We start from the raw sequence: 18,730 nt of genomic DNA, 5'->3' as shown, positions 1-18,730 counted from the left end.
TTTTACGTCCGGAGACGTTGATATCAATCCTGCGAGTGCCCACACAGATTGTCTGATAAATTGTTAAAGAGCGGTGCAATCAGCGCCTTAAGCTGCTGTTGCGAGGTGGCGTATATTACGCCTTCCTCCTTCAGAGTCAAACACTTTTTTCAGTGTTTTTCTCCGGCGGGGTGAATCACTTCACGCCCTGCTGAGCCGTCTGCGTTGCCGCTTTGCCGTCTCAGTGGTGGCGCATTATAGGGAGTTAATTCTGGCTGACAAGGGTTTATTGCAAAAAAATGATCGTTCGACCTAAATTTAGCCACAACGCTCTATTTCACAACGATTTGCCTGGTAACTGTGCAAAATCCTGGGCAAAACCCGCGACTTTATCCCAATCGGTGTACTCCACTTCTTTAGATGTGTCCGTCTCGCCTCCGGTCATGCGCATAATCAGTTGAATCATGATGCGATCAAACCAGCGATAACGTGGATAACGCAGCGCGCCAGCAAACACCGCACAGCAATCGGGCTGCCACGGTGACTGTTCCAGAAACTTACGAGTATACGCATTGGTCACAGGCGTGCACTTCTCTGCCTTACGCGCAGTCAGGTTGACGCTAAAGAAGCCGCTAACACGCTGCTGCAACTCGGCCTTGTGCTGCGAGACAAACTTAATCAATGCAGGATGGAAATGGCCGTAACGAATGGATGCGCCAATCAACACACGATCATACTGTGACCACTCCACCTTCTCAGCTTCAAGCAGGTCAATCACATCACACAGCTGCTGTGGGGCTAACGCCTGCGCCATACGTGCCGCAATCTCACGGGTTTGCCCATCGCGACTGGAATAAAGAATTAATGCTTTCATCAAATAATCCTGTTTCTCTTTATTCACGCCAGAACGTCGGCGTAAACAGCACCAGCAGTGTGAACACCTCAAGGCGGCCAAACAGCATGGTCAAAATCAAAATCCACTTAGCGACATCATTCATTGAAGTGAAGTTATCGGCCACCACACCTAACCCCGGCCCGAGGTTATTCAGCGTTGCCGCCACCGCCGCAAAAGCAGAGAAGTCATCCACGCCGGTCGCAATAATCGCCAGCATACTCAGTAGAAACACCAGCGCGTAGGCGGAGAAGAATCCCCACACCGCTTCGAGGATGCGCTCCGGCAGTGCACGATTGCCCAACTTAATGGTGTAAACCGCGTTGGGATGCACCAGGCGTTTCAGTTCACGCGACCCCTGCTTAAACAGCAGCAGGATACGAATCACTTTCAAACCACCACCGGTTGATCCCGCCATGCCACCGATAAAAGCCGAGCAAAGCAGCAGCACCGGTAAGAACAGCGGCCAGCGCGCAATGCTGTCAGTGGTAAAGCCTGCCGTGGTGGCCATCGACACCACCTGGAAAAACGCCTGATTAAGAGTTTGCCAGCCACTGGCGTAGACGTTGTGGAACCACAGCACTATCGTACAGATCAGCACTAACGTCAGTTGTACGCCAATAAACATGCGGAATTCGGGATCGCGCCAGTAAACTTTAAGGCTGCGTCCGCTTAATAGAGAGAAATGCAGGCCATAGTTACAGCCTGAGATCAGCAAGAATACCGCCACGATGGTATTGATAGTGGGGCTATTGAAGTAACCGATACTCGCATCATGGGTCGAGAAACCACCAATAGCGATGGTGGAGAAACTGTGGCCAATAGCATCAAACACCGGCATCCCCGCCAGCCATAACGCCACCGCACACGCTACGGTCAGCAAAACATAGATCAGCCACAGCGTTTTAGCCGTTTCAGCGATACGCGGACGCATTTTGTTGTCTTTCAGCGGTCCTGGCATTTCAGCACGATACAGCTGCATACCGCCGACGCCCAGAATAGGCAGGATGGCGACGGCCAAAACGATGATCCCCATACCACCAAGCCACTGCAGCATCTGACGATAAAACAGAATCGCTTTGGGCAAGGTATCCAGACCGACTAAGGTGGTTGCACCCGTGGTCGTCAGGCCAGAAAAGGACTCAAAGAACGCATCGGTCACCGACAAATGCGGCTGCTCGGCGAAGATAAAAGGCATAGCCCCCACGCTGCCCAGCACGGTCCAGAACAACACCACAATCAGGAAACCTTCACGCGGTTTGAGTTCGGTTTTCTTTTTGCGGTTAGGCCACCACAACAGCGATCCAATCACAATCGCCATCATAAATGTCTGGCTGAACGCGCGTCCGGCACCGTCGCGGTAAATTAAGGCCACCAGCCCCGGCAGGATCATGGTCACCGAGAATAAAATCACCAACAGGCCCACGATGCGGGTAATGGCGCGAAAATGCATTCAGCCGTTTCCTTTAACAGATGCTTTTAATGGTCCAGCGGGATCAGCGTCAGCGCGCCCCGGCTGTAATCAGAAAGGTTTTGCCGAAAGCCATCAATCTGTGGATGCGGCAGCGCTAACCGTAGCGCAATACGATCCTGATAATGGCTCTCTTCGATGATGCCGTCAAAACGTTGCAGCAAGCGCTCGATATCGCTCAACTGGGCATAGTCACATTGCAGAGTAAAAGACTGCATCGGCACTTTACGTTGACGCGCCAACTGCTTCAGGCCCTGCTGTACGCCGCCACCGTATGCTTTTACCAGCCCACCCGTACCCAGCATAATGCCGCCATAGTAGCGCACCACCACGGCGGTAATTTCACCGACACCGCTGCCCATCAACTGGGCCAGCATAGGTTTGCCTGCGGTGCCTGAGGGTTCACCGTCATCAGAGAAGCCCAATTGCTGCGAATCTGACGGAGAGCCCGCGACCCACGCCCAACAGTGATGGCGAGCCGTGGGATGTTCCTGCTTCACCTGCTGGACAAAAGCCCGCGCCGCCTCAACGCCATCGGTATGCGCCAGCAGCGTAATAAAGCGGCTCTTCTTGATGGTTTCCTCGCTGAGACTCACGGCCTCAGCGGGAATATCGTAAGCATCCATCAGGCCAGATGCAGATCGCGCGTCATATTTTCAACACGATTAGCGTGAATCACCACATTATCCTCGATACGAACACCGCCGTACGGTTTCAATGCGTCAATCGCCTGCCAGTCAAAGTATTGGCTGTACTTGCCGCCGCGCAGTGAAGCCAGCAGTGAATCAATGATGTAGAAGCCCGGTTCGATGGTCAGCACCATGCCCGGCTCCAACATGCGGGTGCAGCGCAAATAAGGATACTGCGCTGGCGCAGCCAGATGCGTGCCGTTGTCGTCCTGCATAAAGCCCGCGACATCATGCACCTGTAAGCCGAGCGGATGGCCAAGACCGTGCGGCATAAATGGACCGGTTAAGTCTTCCGCCACCAGCGTCTCTTCGGTCAATCCCTTCACCAAGTCAAACTTGAGTAACAGGCGCGCAATGCGCTGATGCATCTGCAGGTGATAATCGGTATAGCGCACGCCGGCTTTCAGCGTGGCAATCAGCGCCAGCTCTTCTTTATTCATCGCTTCCACCATTTCGGCATAGCGAGATTTACTTTGCGCCGCATAGCTGCGCGTCAAATCAGCGGCATAGCCAAGGTATTCCGCACCCGCATCAATCAGGAAACTGTGGCGCTTCGCCGGTGGCTGATGATCAAGTTTGGTGTAATGCAGCACGGCGGCGTGTTCGTTGAGCGCGATGATGTTGCCGTAAGGCACATCGGTGTCGCGATGACCGGTAGCCGTCAGATAGGCGATGTTGATATCAAACTCGCTCATACCCGAGAAAAAGGCCTCTTTCGCCGCACGATGGCCCGCGACGGCCAGCTTCTGCGCTTCACGCATACAGGCCAGCTCGTAATCGGTTTTGATGCTGCGATGGTAATGCAGAAAGTCGATCACGCCTTTGGGATTGACACGATCGCTATTGATGCCCAGTTGCGTAGCGCGTGATGGCACCGGACCAATGTAAGCCACGTTATCGCGCTGAGCAGGCAGCAGCTGGGCAATCTCATCGGCATTTTTCAGGCCGATAACCTCCACATCGTGGGTCCAGAAGCTGTTGGGTAACGGCTCGACGTTATGCCAGTAATCCACCGGAGAGTAGAACCACAGCTTGGGTTTATTGACGCCATCGATCCATAACCAGCAGTTGGGCACCTGCGTGACCGGCACCCAGGCTTTAAATTGCGGATTAACTTTAAACGGATAGTCGTGATCGTCGAGAAAAACGGTCAACAGCTCGCCAGAATGAATCAACATGGCATCAAGTTTAAAGCGTGCCAGCACCTGTTGCGCCCGCTGTTGCAGCGTATTGATATGCGCGTGATACAGGGTTTTCAGTGAATCCATGGACTTGTCTCCGATGTCGCGAAATTGGCGGCAGTGTAGCACAGCCGCGTCTGGGTTGCCGTGCTGCACGCGCTGTGATCGGCGTACCAAATAAGCAAAGACTTGTTTGCAAAAAATTAACATGCCGCCCACACTCCCATTCATCTGGTATGACCAGATCACCTTTCGCGGTTTCAGGAGACGGACATGCTCTACCAAGGCGATACCCTTTCAGTTCGCTGGCTCGACGATGGCATCGCCGAGTTGGTGTTTGATGCACCCGGTTCAGTGAATAAACTCGACACCAAAACAGTAGCTTCATTGGGCGAGGCCCTCGCGGTGCTGGAAAAACAGCCGGATCTGCGCGGCCTGCTGCTTACGTCGGCCAAACCGGCGTTTATTGTCGGCGCTGATATCACAGAATTCCTGTCGCTGTTTGATGCGCCAGAAGAGAAGTTGAGCCAGTGGCTGGCGTTTGCCAATAGCATCTTTAATCGCCTGGAAGATTTGCCCGTCCCGACCGTGGCAGCGATTGACGGCTATGCGCTGGGCGGCGGCTGCGAGTGCGTGCTGGCAACCGATTTCCGTGTTGCCACGCCAACCACACGTATCGGCCTGCCAGAAACGAAACTAGGTATCATGCCTGGATTCGGCGGCAGCGTGCGTTTGCCACGCCTGCTGGGTGCCGATAGTGCACTGGAGATCATTGCGGGCGGGAAAGATATTGATGGCACCAGCGCACTCAAACTCGGTCTGGTCGATGCCGTAGTGAGTAGCGAGAAACTGCGCGCTGCCGCACTCACCGTGTTGCAAGATGCGATAGCACAAGGCAGCTGGCAGACCCGCCGCGCACCGAAACTGGCCCCCTTGAAACTCAGCCCGATTGAAGCGGCAATGAGCTTCACCATTGCCAAAAGCATGGTGATGCAGACCGCAGGCAAGCACTATCCCGCACCGATCACCGCAGTGAAAACCATTGAGGCCGCGGCGGGTTTAGGCCGTGATGATGCACTGAAACTGGAAACGGCCGCCTTCGTCCCGCTGGCGCAGAGCGATGTGGCACGCGCGTTGGTTGGCATCTTCCTCAATGACCAGTATGTCAAAGGGCTGGCGAAGAAACACAGCAGTGCAGCCGGTGCTCCGCAACAAGCGGCGGTATTGGGTGCCGGTATCATGGGCGGCGGCATTGCTTATCAGTCGGCATGGAAAGGCGTGCCGGTGAAAATGAAAGATATCAACCCACAGGCGCTGACGCTGGGCATGACGGAAGCCAGCAAACTGCTGAACAAGCAACTGGAGCGCGGCAAAATCGACGGCGCTAAGCTGGCGAGCGTGCTCACCACCATTCAGCCCACGCTCGATTACGCCGGGTTTGAACGGACAGATGTTGTGGTCGAAGCCGTGGTTGAAAATCCGCAGATCAAAGCCAAAGTGCTGGCCGAAACTGAGCAGCATCTCCGTGGCGATGCCATTCTCGCCTCCAACACCTCCACCATTCCGATTAGCCACTTGGCGCAATCGCTGCAGCGCCCAGAGAATTTCTGCGGCATGCACTTCTTTAATCCTGTGCCACGCATGCCGCTGGTTGAAGTGATTCGCGGTGAGCAGACTTCGGAAGCCACGATCAGCAAAGTGGTGGCATGGGCCAGTAAAATGGGCAAAACGCCAATTGTGGTGAATGATTGCCCCGGCTTCTTCGTTAATCGCGTGCTGTTCCCTTACTTCGCCGCATTCAGTCTGCTGCTGCGTGATGGCGCTGACTTCCGCCAAATCGACAAAGTGATGGAGAAACAGTTTGGCTGGCCAATGGGCCCGGCCTGGCTGCTGGATGTGGTGGGTATTGATACCGCTCACCACGCGCAACAGGTCATGGCGCAGGGTTTCCCTTCTCGCATGCAGAAAGATTACCGCGACGCGATTGATGTGCTGTTCGAGGCGAAACGTTACGGCCAGAAAAACGGCCTGGGCTTCTATCAGTGGGAGCAGGACAAAAAAGGCAAAGCACAGAAGAAATCCGATCCGGCTGTTGATGCCCTGCTGGAGCCGATTTGCGAACCCAAACGCGTATTCAGCGATGAAGACATCGCTAACCGCATGATGCTGCCGATGCTCAACGAAGTGGTGCGTTGCCTGGAAGAGAAGATCATCGCCTCACCCGCTGAAGCCGATATGGCACTGGTGTACGGTCTGGGGTTCCCTCCTTTCCGAGGTGGCGCTTTCCGCTACATGGACACGCTCGGCACCAGCAACCTGGTCGATCAGGCTAAACGTTACACCGCGCTTGGTCCGCTCTATGCCATACCCGAGCTGTTAGTACAGAAAGCTCATCAGCATCAGAGCTGGTATCCCGCGGCCCAACCGATTGACGAAGCAGCACTGCAAAGTGCCTGAGGTGAACAAAATGGAAAATGTAGTGATTGTTGATGCGGTACGCACACCCATGGGCCGTTCCAAAGGCGGTGCGTTTCGTCAGGTGCGCGCGGAAGATCTCTCTGCGCATCTAATGCGCGAACTGCTGAGCCGCAATCCTGGTGTCGATCCCGCATCGCTGGACGACATCATCTGGGGCTGTGTCCAGCAAACGCTGGAACAGGGCTTCAACATTGCACGCAACGCGGCGTTGCTGGCGGAGATTCCTCACCGCGTTCCGGCCAGCACCGTCAATCGTCTGTGCGGTTCATCGATGCAGGCACTGCACGACGCCGCGCGCGCCATTATGGTCGGCGATGCGCACAGCTGTCTGATCGGCGGCGTCGAGCATATGGGCCATGTGCCGATGAATCACGGCGTTGATTTCCATCCTGGCTTAGGCCGCACCGTCGCGAAAGCGGCGGGTATGATGGGATTAACCGCTGAAATGCTGGCACGTATGCACCACATTAAACGTGAGCAGCAGGATGCCTTTGCCTTGCGTTCGCATCAGCGCGCTTGGGCTGCCACACAGCGCGGTGACTTCAAACGTGAGATTGTCCCCACATACGGCCACGATGCGGATGGCGTACTGAAGCGCTATGACATCGATGAAGTGATCCGCGAAGACACCACGCTGGAAGGATTAGCCGCGCTGCGTCCGGCATTCGATCCGGTCAACGGCACCGTGACGGCGGGCACCTCCTCTGCACTCTCTGACGGCGCTGCCGCGATGCTGATCATGAGCGAAAGCCGTGCCAGAGAACTCGGCCTGACACCACGTGCACGCATTCGCAGCATGGCCGTGGTGGGCTGCGATCCTTCCATCATGGGTTACGGTCCGGTTCCCGCCAGTAAGCTGGCGCTGAAGCGTGCAGGATTAAGCGTGCAAGATATCGACCTGTTTGAGCTTAACGAAGCCTTTGCCGCGCAGACGCTGCCGTGCATCAAGGATTTAGGGCTGCTGGATCAGTTGGATGAGAAAGTGAACCTAAACGGCGGCGCCATTGCACTGGGCCATCCGCTGGGATGTTCAGGCGCGCGTATTAGCACTACGCTGCTGAATCTGATGGAACGCCGTGATGTGCACTTTGGTTTGGCGACCATGTGCATTGGTTTGGGTCAGGGCATTGCGACGGTGTTTGAACGGGTTTAATCAGTCGCCATTAGCGCGATGAATCGCGCCGCTACAAGGTGAGCGGCGCGATTTATCGTACGCTGATGACGTTAGATAAACGCAAACGCATCGCCGAACATCTGCGCTTCTACCGCACCGCGCTCCGCACAGAAACGGTCGCGTGCAATCTTCGCCATCTCAAAACGACCAGCGATATAGATATCGTGCTCGCTAAGGGTCGTGTAATCCTGCATCACGGCAGTCAACACCGTGCCACTGCGCCCTTCCCAACCTTCTGCTGGCTGCTCGACGACCGGGATCACCTTCAGATTAGGATGCTTCACCGCCAGCGCATTCAGCTCATCCAGATCGTAGAGATGCATCAATTCACGTCCACCCCAGTAAATGGCGATGTCGCGCTCTGGCTGCTGGGCCAGCGCCGTCAGCAGAATGGAACGTGCGTAAGAGAAACCCGTGCCACCGGCAATCAAAATGATTGGGCGGTCACTCTCTTCACGCAGCCAGGCATCGCCGTGCGGCATGTCCACGGTGATTTGACGATCGTTTTTGATGCGATCCATCACCGCCATGGCATAGAGATTGAGGTCAGATGCGCCGATGTGCAGCTCGATGATGTCCTTTTCCATTGGCGTTGAAGCCAGTGAAAACGGGCGCTTGTCACGCTCATCCATTACCACCATCAGATACTGTCCCGCGCGGAAGCTGAAATCCGCTGCTGGAATCAATCGGACGCGGAATACCGTATCCGTAATCGCTTCAACCGAAGTGACTTTGCAGCTTAACGTCGTCATAGGTGCCCTTTTTTATGGTTCTGGCCGCCGTTAGCGCTGCGGCGGCTCGGCAAAGATAGCTAACTCATCCCAAATTGCGTCAATGCGCGCGGTGACGGCCGGATCTTTGACAATCGGCGTCCCCCACTCACGGGTGGTTTCACCAGGCCACTTGTTGGTGGCATCGAGCCCCATCTTCGAGCCCAAACCGGAAACCGGTGAGGCGAAGTCAAGATAGTCGATAGGCGTGTTCTCCACCATCACGGTATCGCGCGCCGGGTCCATACGCGTAGTAATCGCCCAAATCACATCGTTCCAGTCGCGTGCGTTAACATCGTCATCGCACACAATCACAAACTTGGTGTACATAAACTGGCGCAGGAAAGACCAGACGCCAAACATCACGCGCTTGGCATGGCCGGCATACTGTTTCTTGATCGTCACCACCGCCAGGCGATAAGAACAGCCTTCAGGCGGCAGATAGAAATCAACAATCTCCGGGAACTGCTTGATCAGAATCGGCACCAGCACTTCATTCAGCGCAACGCCCAACACCGCAGGTTCATCCGGTGGACGACCGGTGTAAGTCGAGTGATAAATCGGGTTACGTCGCTGCGTTACGTGCGTCACGGTAAATACCGGGAAACTATCTACTTCATTGTAGTAGCCCGTGTGATCGCCGTAAGGGCCTTCAGGTGCCATATCGCCAGGCTCGATATAACCTTCCAGTACGATTTCCGCACTCGCCGGCACTTCCAACTCATTGGACAAGCACTTCACGACTTCGGTTTTGTTGCCGCGCAGCAAACCAGCAAAAGCGTATTCGGACAGCGTGTCAGGCACTGGCGTCACGGCACCAAGAATCGTCGCGGGATCGGCCCCCAGCGCCACCGAGACGGGGAAACGCTCGCCGGGATGGGCTTTACACCACTCCTGGAAATCCAGTGCGCCACCGCGATGGGACAACCAACGCATGATAACGCGATTCTTACCTATCACCTGCTGGCGATAGATGCCGAGGTTCTGGCGCTCTTTGTGCGGTCCACGCGTCACGGTGAGGCCCCAGGTGATCAGCGGTGCCGCATCTCCCGGCCAGCATTTCATCACAGGAATACGCGACAGATCGACATCATCGCCGCTAAATACCTCTTCCTGACACGGCGCATTACGCAGACGCTTGGTCGGCATATTCAACACTTGTTTGAACTGAGGCATTTTGTCGAACAGATCGCGGAAACCTTTTGGTGGCTCGGGTTCTTTCAGGAACGCCAGCAGTTTACCCACTTCTCGCAGGGCACTGACCTCTTCCTGGCCCATGCCCATCGCCACACGTTTTGGCGTACCGAACAGATTACACAGCACCGGCATGTCGTACCCTTTAGGGTTTTCAAACAGCAGTGCCGGGCCACCTGCACGCAGGGTGCGATCGGCAATTTCAGTCATCTCAAGCTCAGGATCGATTTCCTGAGTGATGCGCTTTAGCTCGCCTCGCTGCTCAAGCAACGCGAGGAAGTCTCGTAAATCCTGATATTTCATGCGGCGTTAGCTTCCGGCCAAAGTGAATCGGGAAGTATATACCCAAACATTAAACGGGCTGACAGGAGAATGGCACCAGCGATTGAATCGCCAGCACATCGTGATACGCCGCGACAGGCTCGCCATGACGGAAAACTTTAAAATCTTCACCACGTGCGCTGTAGTAACGCAGCCGGTTTTCACTCACGTGCAGGAAACTGGCTTCACGCAGCGCAATCACTGACTCATGCGGATTAACCGCGCAGAACTCGGCCAGACGCTCGTCACGGGTTTCGCCCATATGGCCACTGACGTGCGCATCCAAATAGTGCGGATTGATCTGAACCGGGAACAGGCCCAACGCAGGCAACACCACGCTGCTGCGCACCGGCATATCGTTGGTGGTGCGGATCGAAGGTGTGGCGACATTACAACCGGCGCTCCAGCCCACGTAAGGCACATCACGCTCACGTACCGCACGCTGAATGGCCACAATCAGACCTTGTTCATGCAGCATCTGGTTGAGGAACCAGGTATTGCCACCGCTCACCAGGATTAACTCCGCCTGTTCAATCGCCGCCACCGGCGAAGAGAATTCGTGCACGGTGCGCACTTGAATGCCCAGAGAGTCGGATAAGTCTTGCGCGCGCTGCGCGTGATCACCACGAATGATGGCATACGGCACCAGCACCGCCGAGGTAATGCCACGCTGCGCGATCATCGCGTGCAGTTGCGGGTGTGCGTAGCTCAGCAAAGGCGCATCATCAGCCACTTTGCCATTACTTAACAAGAACAGTTCCATCAGCCAGCCCTTTTCAAATTCATGCGAAAGATGGAGAGGGAGTCTGATACAGATGGTCATCAGCCGTCAATTTTCTTGCAAGAAAGCGTTAATAAGCCGCACCAATCGGAAAATTCGTAGTGATTTTTATTTCTCAGCCGCGTTTCCGCTGGCCGATGCGCTATAACTCTGACAGCAGGTTTGTTATTCTTAGCGTCCAATATTTGGGAGCAGTTATGGAATCCTGGTACTTACTCTATTGCAAACGTGGACAGCTGTTGCGCGCGAAAGAGCATCTTGAGCGGCAAGAGGTGAATTGCCTCAGCCCAATGATCGCTCTGGAGAAGATTGTGCGCGGCAAACGCACCACGGTGAGTGAGCCGCTGTTTCCAAACTATCTGTTTATCGAGTTTGACCCCGAAGCGATTCACACCACCACAATCAGCAGCACGCGCGGCGTCAGCCACTTCGTGCGCTTTGGTGCGCAACCGGCCACAGTCTCCAGTGAAGTGATCGAAGCGCTGCAAACCGATGTGCCGCAAATTATGCTGGACCCGGAAACGCCACAAAGCGGTGATGAAGTGATCATCACCGAAGGCACCTTTGAAGGGCTGCGCGCCATCTTTGCCGAACCCGATGGCGAGACCCGCTCGGTGTTGCTGCTAAATTTGCTGAACAAACAAGTGATGCGCAGCGTCGACAACAAACAGTTCCGTAAGGTCTAAGCCAGCTTAAACAGTTGGCGCGCGTTGCTATCCATCTGCAAGCCTAACGCTTCCGCCTCTTCCCCACGCCAGTTTGCCACTTGCTGCACAATATGCGGCAGGAAGCAGGGTTCATTACGACGTGAAGGGGGGCGTGGATGCATATCGCGCGGGAGCAAATACGGCGCGTCGGTTTCCAGCAACAGACGCTCAGAGGGAATCAGCGGTAACAATTCACGCAGTTCCATGCCACGTCGCTCATCGCACACCCAGCCAGTAATGCCCACCGATAGGCCCAGTGCCAGGCAGGATTCCAGCTCCTCGCGTGTACCGGTAAAGCAATGCACCACTGCACCCACTAATTTCGGCAGCCACGGCTCCAGCACAGCCGCGAAACGGTTGTGCGCTTCCCGACAGTGCAGAAATACCGGCAACTGCAACTCTGCTGCCAGCGCCAGCTGCGCATCAAACGCATACTCTTGTTGATCGTGAGCGGCCAGATTGCGATTAAAATCGAGACCGCACTCTCCAATTGCCACCACCTGCTCGCTCTCGGCCAGACGGCGTAGCGTATTCGCTGTCTCTGCCGACCATTCACTGGCGTGATGAGGGTGCACTCCGGCCGTGGACCAGCAGTAACCTGGATGCAGTGCCGCTAACTGGCGCGCCTGTTGGCTCTCCAGGGCATTAGTTCCGGTAATTAACAGGCCGGTGACGCCTGCTTCGCGCGCACGTTTCACAACCTGCTCGCGATCTTTTGCGAATTGCGTGCTGGTCAGGTTTACACCGATATCAAACATGTTTTCTCCCAAATAAAAACCGCCCAGAGGGCGGTTTCGATTGATTCACCCGCTCGCTGACGGGAAGCCCTGCTCAAAAGACATCAGGATTCAGTGTTCTGTTCCTCGTCCTCTGACGCTTTGCGACCTTTTCCCACATAGTAGCGGGAGAAGAATACGCCGACTTCAAACAGGCAGTACATCGGAATAGCGAGCAAAGTTTGCGAGAAAACATCCGGCGGTGTGAGCAACATCCCAACCACAAATGCGCCAACCAGCATATAAGGACGTTTCTTTTTCAAATCTTCCGGTGAGGTAATACCGGTCCAGCACAGCAGCACAATCGCAATCGGGACTTCAAACGCCACGCCAAACGCCATGAAGATGGTCATGACAAAGTCGAGGTAGTTGGTGATATCGGTCGCGATAGTCACACCTTGCGGTGCGGTCTTGGCAAAGAAGCCAAACGCCAGCGGGAAGACAATGAAATAGGCGAAGGCCACACCCACATAGAACAGCAGCGTACTGGAGAACAGCAACGGCATGACCAGCTTACGTTCATGGCGATACAGCGCAGGCGCCACAAATGCCCATACCTGATAAAGGATCACCGGCACGGCAAGAAAGACCGAAACAATGATGGTGAGCTTTATCGGAGTAAAGAACGGTGATGCCACATCGGTGGCGATCATACTGGCACCGGCCGGCATTTGGCTGATCAGCGGTGACGCCACCAAGTGGTAGATGTCGTTAGCGAAATAGACCAGGCACAAAAAGATAGCAAACACCGCAATAATGCAGTTCAACAAACGCTTACGCAGCTCAATCAGGTGGCTGATGAGCGGTTGGGTATCTTCAACGGCCATGTTTATCGTTCATCTTTTACGGTAGGTGTCGGCGTCGTATTGTGCGGAGCACTGGCGGGTGCCGCTGTCTCCGCTGGCGCCGTCGTCACAGGTTGAGGTGCCTGCGCCGGTGCGCTGGCCTGCTGCTCTGCCGATGCCGGGGTCACCCCAGGCTGAGGAGAGGCAGCAGGTTGCGCGGCAACAGGCTGCGATTGATGAATGGTGTTAGCTTCATCTTCCGCTTTCTCGATATCGATACTTTGCTGCACAGAGCGTTTCATCGAGTCCGCGGTTTTACGCAGTTCTTCCATGGACTCTTTCAGCTCCGGCGACAACGAGCCGCGGCCTGCTTCTTCGACTTTTTTCAGGCTGTCCTGCAATTCCTGCAGTTTCAGCTCCTGCGCCAGTTCGTTTTGCACGTTAGCAGCCAGGGAACGAATCGCTCGAATCCAGCCCACGACGGTTTTCACCGCAACCGGTAATCGTTGTGGGCCCAGTACGATCAGCCCAATAACGAACACCAATACCAGTTCACTAAAACCAATATCGAACACAGTTAACCCTTACTTGTCTCGGGCGTCGTCTTTGCTCGCCGAGGTTTGCTGTTTGTCTGCCAGAGTTTTGGCGTTGAAGTCAGCGTCCTGCTCTTTCGGTTGATCCTTTTTATCGTCTTCATCGCCCATGGCTTTTTTGAAGCCACGAATGGAAGAACCTAAATCCGAACCCAGGTTGCGAAGTTTATTGGTACCGAACAGAAGTACAACAATGACGGCAATGATTAACAATTGCCAAATACTGATACCGCCCATGAGATATGCCTCTAATATTCTGTGAAAAACTATTGAATGTAACGCACAGAAAGCCCGTATGAATTCGGGCTTTAGCTTGCGACATTACGCGATTTGCACCAGGCAGACAATCAGTTTGTCTTACGCCAGCCGATAAGCCAGGTCACGATGCCAGCGGCCATTAAAAGCGCGGGGAAGAAATCCCAGTCGGGTCGACTTAACAGCACTGCGGTGCCACTTAATAACAGTGTAGCCCCTACCCCAAACAGATAACGTGCCTTGTGATGACGCGTGCGCTGTGCGTTCATGTCGCTCACCAGCTTATCGACACTGTGCTGCAATAATTTATGCTGACGCATGCTGTCGTAGAACAATTCAGGCAGCTCTGGCAGCTTCTCGGCCCAGAAAGGCGCCTTGTCTTTGACTGCGCGCAAAATGGCCGGAATGCCGATCTGATCTTTGATCCAGTCTTCCAGAAACGGCTTAGCGGTTTTCCACAAATCTAGCTGCGGATAAAGCTGACGACCAATGCCTTCGATATACAGCAAGGTTTTTTGCAACAGCACCAGCTGGGGCTGTACTTCCATATTGAAGCGACGCGCCGTGTTGAACAGGTTCAACAGCACGTGTCCAAATGAGATCTCTGCCAGTGGCTTCTCGAAAATCGGTTCGCACACTGTTCGGATAGCGAATTCGAAATCTTCGACATTGGTATCCGGCGGTACCCAGCCTGAATCCACATGCAATTCGGCAACTTTGCGGTAGTCACGGTTGAAGAAGGCGATAAAGTTTTCCGCCAGATAACGCTTATCTTCTTTATTCAGCGAACCGACGATGCCGCAATCAATGCCGATATATTGCGGATCTTCAGGGTGGTCATAACTGACAAAGATGTTGCCCGGATGCATGTCGGCATGGAAGAAGCTGTCGCGGAAAACCTGGGTGAAGAACACCTGCACACCGCGTTCTGCCAGGATCTTCATATTGACGCCATGCTGCTCCAGCGCCGCCACATCGGAAATCGGAATGCCGTAAATACGCTCCATCACCATCATGGATTCGCTGCAGTAATCGGAGAAGACCTCCGGCACATACAGCATGTGGCTCTGTTCAAAGTTTCGACGCAGTTGAATCGCATTCGCTGCTTCGCGCAGCAGATTGAGTTCATCAAGCAGCGTTTTTTCGTAATCGCGCACCACTTCAACCGGGCGCAGACGACGACCATCCGGCAACAGACGTGGCACCCAACGCGCCATGCGATAAATCAGCTTCATGTCCGCTTTGATCACCGGCAGGATGTCAGGGCGGATCACTTTGATCACCACTTCGCGACCGTTGGATTTCAACGTGGCGGTGTGCACCTGAGCAATTGAAGCGGAAGCCAGCGGCTTAATGTCAAAATCATCAAACCAGGTCTCTACCGGGCCACCAATCGAGCGCTCAATCTGCTCTTTCGCTTTCAGGCCATCAAAGGGGGCCACTCGGTCCTGCAATACCGCCAGCTCATCGGCAATCGCCGGTGGGAAGAGATCCCGGCGCGTTGAGAGCATTTGACCGAACTTGATCCACACCGGGCCGAGCTGCTCCATCGCCAGGCGAATACGCACGCCCGTTGAATCATTTTTGTGTTTGTTAGGGATCCAGAAAATACAGCGTCGCCAGATTCGCAGCGGCAACGTGATGCGCATGTGGGGGATCAGTTCATCAAGACCGTAGGTCAGGAAGATCTTGATAATGAAGTATAAGCGCCGAATTTCTCCCAGCGTCATTTCGCCTCCAGCTGTGCTAAACGCGTTTCAAACGCATTAAGCGAACGTTCCATCGCTTCGACCTCCTCGCAGAACCAGGCAAGTTCTAATGCACCCGGCGCGACACGCCACTCTTCAGTCAATACCTGACCAAGATAGTCCTGGCGACGCGTAACCTGCTTCTGCACGAATATCAACGCATGCTGTGCTGCCTGGCTCACGCCCTGCGCTGCAATATCGCCGATCCAGGGTGCGAGATACTCTGCTGGGTCGAGTTCAGCGAGATCCATCAATGCAGAAAACTGCTGCACCACCTGCAAATCGCCTTCTACGTCCAGCTCACCGCTGCGGATCAGGCTGGTGAGTTGCTGACGATCGCGCAGTTTAGGCAACGTGCTCAAGCGCAGACTGACGCTGCAATCGCTGCTGTCTTGCCAGTCACTCAGCACATCCAGCTGTGATTCGCTGAACACCAGCACCAGCGGGAAATCCAGCTCTTGCAGGCGCAGCGTTAACACTTTGCCCGCCAGACGCTGGCGCGCAGCTTTCAGACTACGATCGCGATAGAGAACACGATTGAGGGCGGTCTCAAGACCGCCAGTAATAAGCGGGGTAAAAGTCATGATTAATCAGAACTTAAAGCCGCGATGCAGCGCCACAATACCGCCGGTCATGTTGAAATAGGTGGTATTTTCAAAGCCGGCATCGTTCATCATCGCTTTCAGGGTTTCCTGATCGGGATGCATACGAATGGATTCTGCCAGGTAGCGATAGCTTTCCGCATCCTGCGCCACCAGTTGGCCGATGCGCGGCAAAATGTGAAATGAATAGGTATCGTAGGCTTTGCTCAGCGGTTCCAGCACCGGTTTAGAAAACTCCAGCACCAGCAGACGACCACCCGGCTTCAGCACGCGGAACATTGATGCCAGCGCCTTCTCTTTTTCGGTGACGTTACGCAGGCCGAACGAGATGGTGATGCAATCGAAATAGTTATCCGGGAACGGCAATGCTTCAGCATTAGCCTGCACATAGCTGACGTTGCCTGACACGCCCATGTTGCGCAGCTTCTCACGGCCCATTTTCAACATCGAGCTGTTGATGTCCGCTAACACCACCTGACCGGTTTCACCCACCAGGCGGGAGAATTTTGCCGTTAAATCACCGGTACCACCAGCCAGATCCAGCACGCGTTGGCCACGGCGCACGCCGCTGCTGTCAATCGTAAAACGCTTCCAGACACGATGGATGCCAAACGACATCAGATCGTTCATCAGGTCATATTTTGCCGCTACGGAATGAAACACGTCCGCGACTTTATCGGCCTTTTCGCTTTTCGCGACGGTCTTAAAGCCAAAATGAGTAGTTTCCTGCTGTGATTCATCTGCCATCGGGTTTACCTGTTCCACAAACAATTCTTGCCGAAGTGTATCAGAGTCACGCTACGCGAGCACGTGACCACCGTGCTATTCGTTGATGCGGCGCAGCGAAGCGGGTGAAGAATCTGCTGGCTTTTCATCAGGCTCACTGTCATCGGCCCAATCTTCGTCCGCCTCTTCCGGCTGCGCTTGCTCGACCAACTGAGGATTAATCGGCCGTTTGATCTCCACGCCGAGCGTTCGGAAAGCCTCACTTTGCGCAATCAGGTTACCGCGCCCTTCCGCCAGCTTCTTCATCGCCTGCTGGTAACTTTGCTGGGCTTTGTCGAGGTTGTGGCCAATGCCACTCATATCATCAACAAACAGTCGCATCTTGTCGTACAGCCGTGCCGCGCGGTCGGCGATACGTTGGGCGTTACGGCTCTGATGCTCATAACGCCACAAGTTATTGATGGTGCGCAGCGCCACCAGCAAGGTCGTTGGGCTGACTAACATGATGTTTTGCTGCAGAGCTTCGCTGATCAGCTCTGGCTGGCGATCGATCGCTAACAAGAACGCCGGTTCGACCGGAATAAACATCAACACATAATCCAGAGAGCGTAAACCGGGTAATTGTTGATAATCTTTTCGCCCCAGCAAGCGGATATGCCCACGCATGGCGCTGACGTGTTCCTGAATGGCCTGCTCGCGCGTGGCTTCATCATCAGCGTTAAAGTAGCGTTCATAGGCGATCAACGTCATCTTGGCATCAATCACCACATCCTTGCCCTGCGGCAGCCGCACGATGACATCGGGTTGCATCCTGCCCTGCTGCTCCAGCTGCACGCTGACCTGCGTCTCATATTCGTGGCCTTCTCGCAGCCCTGAGGCTTCCAGTACCCGAGCCAATACCACTTCGCCCCAGTTACCCTGAATTTTGTTATCGCCTTTTAATGCTTTGGTCAGGTTCACCGCTTCCTGTGCCATCTGCACATTCAGCTGCTGCAACTGACGGATTTCATGCGCCAGCGTATGACGTTCACGCGCTTCCTGGCCAAAGCTGTCGTGTACCTGACGCCGAAAACCATCCAGCTGTTCGCGCAGCGGGCCAATCAGGCTGTTGAGGCTTTGGCGATTTTGCTCGTCAACGCGGCGCCCGCTGTTTTCGAAAATGCGATTGGCGAGATTTTCAAACTGAGCGCTGAGACGCTGCTCGCTGTTGGTCAGCAAGCGCTGCTTCTCTTCCGCGCCATAACGCGTCTCTTCCAGACGTATGGTGACTTCGCGCAACTCGGCTTCCTGCGCACTGTTCACTTCCAGCTGATTACGCAGCTCCCGGCTAAGCTGCTCGCTTTCGCCGCGCCAGTAATCAAGCTGTTGCAGTCTTTCCTGTGCCCCGCTGAGCGCACCGTGCAGTTGGCGCAACTCTTGTTCGCGCTGCTGGATTTGCTGCTGCAGATGCTCATGCTGTTGCTGCTGACGCTGCTGCGCCTCTTCCAGCAGGCGCCGCTCGGTGGTGAAGCTGGCGTGCTGTTGACCGGCGCGCAATTGGGCCAGTATCCAGCCAATGCCCAATCCGGCCAGCGCCAGCGCGCCGCTAATGATAAGTTGCTGATCCAT

At 54.8% G+C, this 18,730-nt stretch carries 18 protein-coding genes; 3 read left to right on the top strand and 15 right to left on the bottom strand.

What is annotated here, in order from left to right:
* Positions 1–316 precede the first annotated feature (316 nt).
* The 4 genes from hemG to pepQ are packed head-to-tail and all read right to left on the bottom strand — an operon-like array spanning position 317 to position 4,299.
* Complete coding sequence (gene hemG / locus QMZ30_RS19740) at positions 317–853, bottom strand: menaquinone-dependent protoporphyrinogen IX dehydrogenase (protein ID WP_283228670.1); 537 nt, start codon at positions 851–853, stop codon at positions 317–319.
* A gap of 19 nt (positions 854–872) precedes the next feature.
* A complete protein-coding gene (gene trkH, locus QMZ30_RS19735) occupies positions 873–2,324 on the bottom strand; it encodes a Trk system potassium transporter TrkH (RefSeq protein WP_039329284.1) in 1,452 nt (483 codons plus the stop codon).
* A 26-nt stretch (positions 2,325–2,350) separates the two neighbouring features.
* Complete coding sequence (locus QMZ30_RS19730) at positions 2,351–2,968, bottom strand: IMPACT family protein (RefSeq protein ID WP_283228669.1); 618 nt, start codon at positions 2,966–2,968, stop codon at positions 2,351–2,353.
* Entirely contained in the window at positions 2,968–4,299 is a 1,332-nt protein-coding gene (gene pepQ, locus QMZ30_RS19725; RefSeq protein WP_283228668.1) for a Xaa-Pro dipeptidase, read from the bottom strand. The genes QMZ30_RS19730 and pepQ overlap by 1 nt, the downstream gene beginning before the upstream one ends.
* Before the next feature lie 186 nt (positions 4,300–4,485).
* Here pepQ and fadB point away from each other — a divergent pair, with 186 nt between their 5' ends.
* Complete coding sequence (gene fadB / locus QMZ30_RS19720; protein WP_283228667.1) at positions 4,486–6,669, top strand: fatty acid oxidation complex subunit alpha FadB; 2,184 nt, start codon at positions 4,486–4,488, stop codon at positions 6,667–6,669.
* A gap of 10 nt (positions 6,670–6,679) precedes the next feature.
* Positions 6,680–7,843, top strand: a complete 1,164-nt coding sequence (fadA, locus tag QMZ30_RS19715; protein WP_283228666.1) for an acetyl-CoA C-acyltransferase FadA — start codon at positions 6,680–6,682, stop codon at positions 7,841–7,843.
* A 71-nt stretch (positions 7,844–7,914) separates the two neighbouring features.
* Here fadA and fre read toward each other — a convergent pair whose 3' ends face one another.
* From fre to pepE, 3 genes are read right to left on the bottom strand one after another with little or no spacing between them, the layout of a single operon-like run.
* Positions 7,915–8,616, bottom strand: a complete 702-nt coding sequence (gene fre / locus QMZ30_RS19710; protein ID WP_283228665.1) for an NAD(P)H-flavin reductase — start codon at positions 8,614–8,616, stop codon at positions 7,915–7,917.
* A gap of 30 nt (positions 8,617–8,646) precedes the next feature.
* Positions 8,647–10,131, bottom strand: coding sequence for a 4-hydroxy-3-polyprenylbenzoate decarboxylase (gene ubiD / locus QMZ30_RS19705; protein ID WP_058960346.1), 1,485 nt, complete (start codon positions 10,129–10,131; stop codon positions 8,647–8,649).
* Positions 10,132–10,180: 49 nt separating this feature from the next.
* Positions 10,181–10,912 carry a dipeptidase PepE gene (gene pepE, locus QMZ30_RS19700; RefSeq protein WP_039329295.1) on the bottom strand — a complete coding sequence of 244 codons (732 nt, stop codon included), beginning with the start codon at positions 10,910–10,912 and terminating at the stop codon, positions 10,181–10,183.
* A 215-nt stretch (positions 10,913–11,127) separates the two neighbouring features.
* On the opposite strand from pepE, the gene rfaH reads away from it, so the two are divergent.
* Positions 11,128–11,616, top strand: coding sequence for a transcription/translation regulatory transformer protein RfaH (gene rfaH, locus QMZ30_RS19695; protein WP_039329275.1), 489 nt, complete (start codon positions 11,128–11,130; stop codon positions 11,614–11,616).
* Here the strand turns inward: rfaH and tatD are convergent.
* The 8 genes from tatD to rmuC all read right to left on the bottom strand — a co-directional run bounded on the left by tatD (position 11,613) and on the right by rmuC (position 18,730).
* Complete coding sequence (gene tatD / locus QMZ30_RS19690) at positions 11,613–12,395, bottom strand: 3'-5' ssDNA/RNA exonuclease TatD (protein WP_283228664.1); 783 nt, start codon at positions 12,393–12,395, stop codon at positions 11,613–11,615. The two genes, rfaH and tatD, sit on opposite strands and share 4 nt — an antisense overlap.
* Before the next feature lie 83 nt (positions 12,396–12,478).
* Positions 12,479–13,240: a Sec-independent protein translocase subunit TatC gene (gene tatC / locus QMZ30_RS19685; protein WP_039329272.1), complete on the bottom strand. Its 762-nt coding sequence runs from the start codon at positions 13,238–13,240 to the stop codon at positions 12,479–12,481.
* A 2-nt stretch (positions 13,241–13,242) separates the two neighbouring features.
* Positions 13,243–13,773, bottom strand: a complete 531-nt coding sequence (gene tatB, locus QMZ30_RS19680; RefSeq protein ID WP_282995844.1) for a Sec-independent protein translocase protein TatB — start codon at positions 13,771–13,773, stop codon at positions 13,243–13,245.
* Between the two features lie 9 nt (positions 13,774–13,782).
* Complete coding sequence (tatA, locus tag QMZ30_RS19675) at positions 13,783–14,028, bottom strand: Sec-independent protein translocase subunit TatA (protein ID WP_038643775.1); 246 nt, start codon at positions 14,026–14,028, stop codon at positions 13,783–13,785.
* A 110-nt stretch (positions 14,029–14,138) separates the two neighbouring features.
* The gene (gene ubiB / locus QMZ30_RS19670; protein WP_039329269.1) at positions 14,139–15,776 is read right to left on the bottom strand and encodes a ubiquinone biosynthesis regulatory protein kinase UbiB; all 1,638 of its coding nucleotides are present in this window, start codon (positions 15,774–15,776) and stop codon (positions 14,139–14,141) included.
* The gene (gene ubiJ / locus QMZ30_RS19665) at positions 15,773–16,378 is read right to left on the bottom strand and encodes a ubiquinone biosynthesis protein UbiJ (protein WP_283228663.1); all 606 of its coding nucleotides are present in this window, start codon (positions 16,376–16,378) and stop codon (positions 15,773–15,775) included. The genes ubiB and ubiJ overlap by 4 nt, the downstream gene beginning before the upstream one ends.
* A 6-nt stretch (positions 16,379–16,384) precedes the next feature.
* A complete protein-coding gene (gene ubiE / locus QMZ30_RS19660; RefSeq protein WP_039329266.1) occupies positions 16,385–17,143 on the bottom strand; it encodes a bifunctional demethylmenaquinone methyltransferase/2-methoxy-6-polyprenyl-1,4-benzoquinol methylase UbiE in 759 nt (252 codons plus the stop codon).
* A gap of 75 nt (positions 17,144–17,218) precedes the next feature.
* Positions 17,219–18,730 carry a DNA recombination protein RmuC gene (rmuC, locus tag QMZ30_RS19655; protein ID WP_283228662.1) on the bottom strand — a complete coding sequence of 504 codons (1,512 nt, stop codon included), beginning with the start codon at positions 18,728–18,730 and terminating at the stop codon, positions 17,219–17,221.

This window comes from Pantoea sp. EA-12, assembly GCF_030053355.1.
In the GTDB taxonomy this organism is placed as follows: domain Bacteria; phylum Pseudomonadota; class Gammaproteobacteria; order Enterobacterales; family Enterobacteriaceae; genus Pantoea; species Pantoea vagans_C.
Note: the sequence above shows the minus strand (reverse complement) of the source record. Positions and strands in the feature narration are given on the sequence as shown.

Coding starts and splice junctions, on each gene's coding strand:
- hemG (WP_283228670.1), bottom strand. CDS start 853: ATGAAAGCATTAATTCTTTATTCCAGTCGCGATGGGCAAACCCGTGAG.
- trkH (WP_039329284.1), bottom strand. CDS start 2,324: ATGCATTTTCGCGCCATTACCCGCATCGTGGGCCTGTTGGTGATTTTA.
- QMZ30_RS19730 (WP_283228669.1), bottom strand. CDS start 2,968: ATGGATGCTTACGATATTCCCGCTGAGGCCGTGAGTCTCAGCGAGGAA.
- pepQ (WP_283228668.1), bottom strand. CDS start 4,299: ATGGATTCACTGAAAACCCTGTATCACGCGCATATCAATACGCTGCAA.
- fadB (WP_283228667.1), top strand. CDS start 4,486: ATGCTCTACCAAGGCGATACCCTTTCAGTTCGCTGGCTCGACGATGGC.
- fadA (WP_283228666.1), top strand. CDS start 6,680: ATGGAAAATGTAGTGATTGTTGATGCGGTACGCACACCCATGGGCCGT.
- fre (WP_283228665.1), bottom strand. CDS start 8,616: ATGACGACGTTAAGCTGCAAAGTCACTTCGGTTGAAGCGATTACGGAT.
- ubiD (WP_058960346.1), bottom strand. CDS start 10,131: ATGAAATATCAGGATTTACGAGACTTCCTCGCGTTGCTTGAGCAGCGA.
- pepE (WP_039329295.1), bottom strand. CDS start 10,912: ATGGAACTGTTCTTGTTAAGTAATGGCAAAGTGGCTGATGATGCGCCT.
- rfaH (WP_039329275.1), top strand. CDS start 11,128: ATGGAATCCTGGTACTTACTCTATTGCAAACGTGGACAGCTGTTGCGC.
- tatD (WP_283228664.1), bottom strand. CDS start 12,395: ATGTTTGATATCGGTGTAAACCTGACCAGCACGCAATTCGCAAAAGAT.
- tatC (WP_039329272.1), bottom strand. CDS start 13,240: ATGGCCGTTGAAGATACCCAACCGCTCATCAGCCACCTGATTGAGCTG.
- tatA (WP_038643775.1), bottom strand. CDS start 14,028: ATGGGCGGTATCAGTATTTGGCAATTGTTAATCATTGCCGTCATTGTT.
- ubiB (WP_039329269.1), bottom strand. CDS start 15,776: ATGACGCTGGGAGAAATTCGGCGCTTATACTTCATTATCAAGATCTTC.
- ubiJ (WP_283228663.1), bottom strand. CDS start 16,378: ATGACTTTTACCCCGCTTATTACTGGCGGTCTTGAGACCGCCCTCAAT.
- ubiE (WP_039329266.1), bottom strand. CDS start 17,143: ATGGCAGATGAATCACAGCAGGAAACTACTCATTTTGGCTTTAAGACC.
- rmuC (WP_283228662.1), bottom strand. CDS start 18,730: ATGGATCAGCAACTTATCATTAGCGGCGCGCTGGCGCTGGCCGGATTG.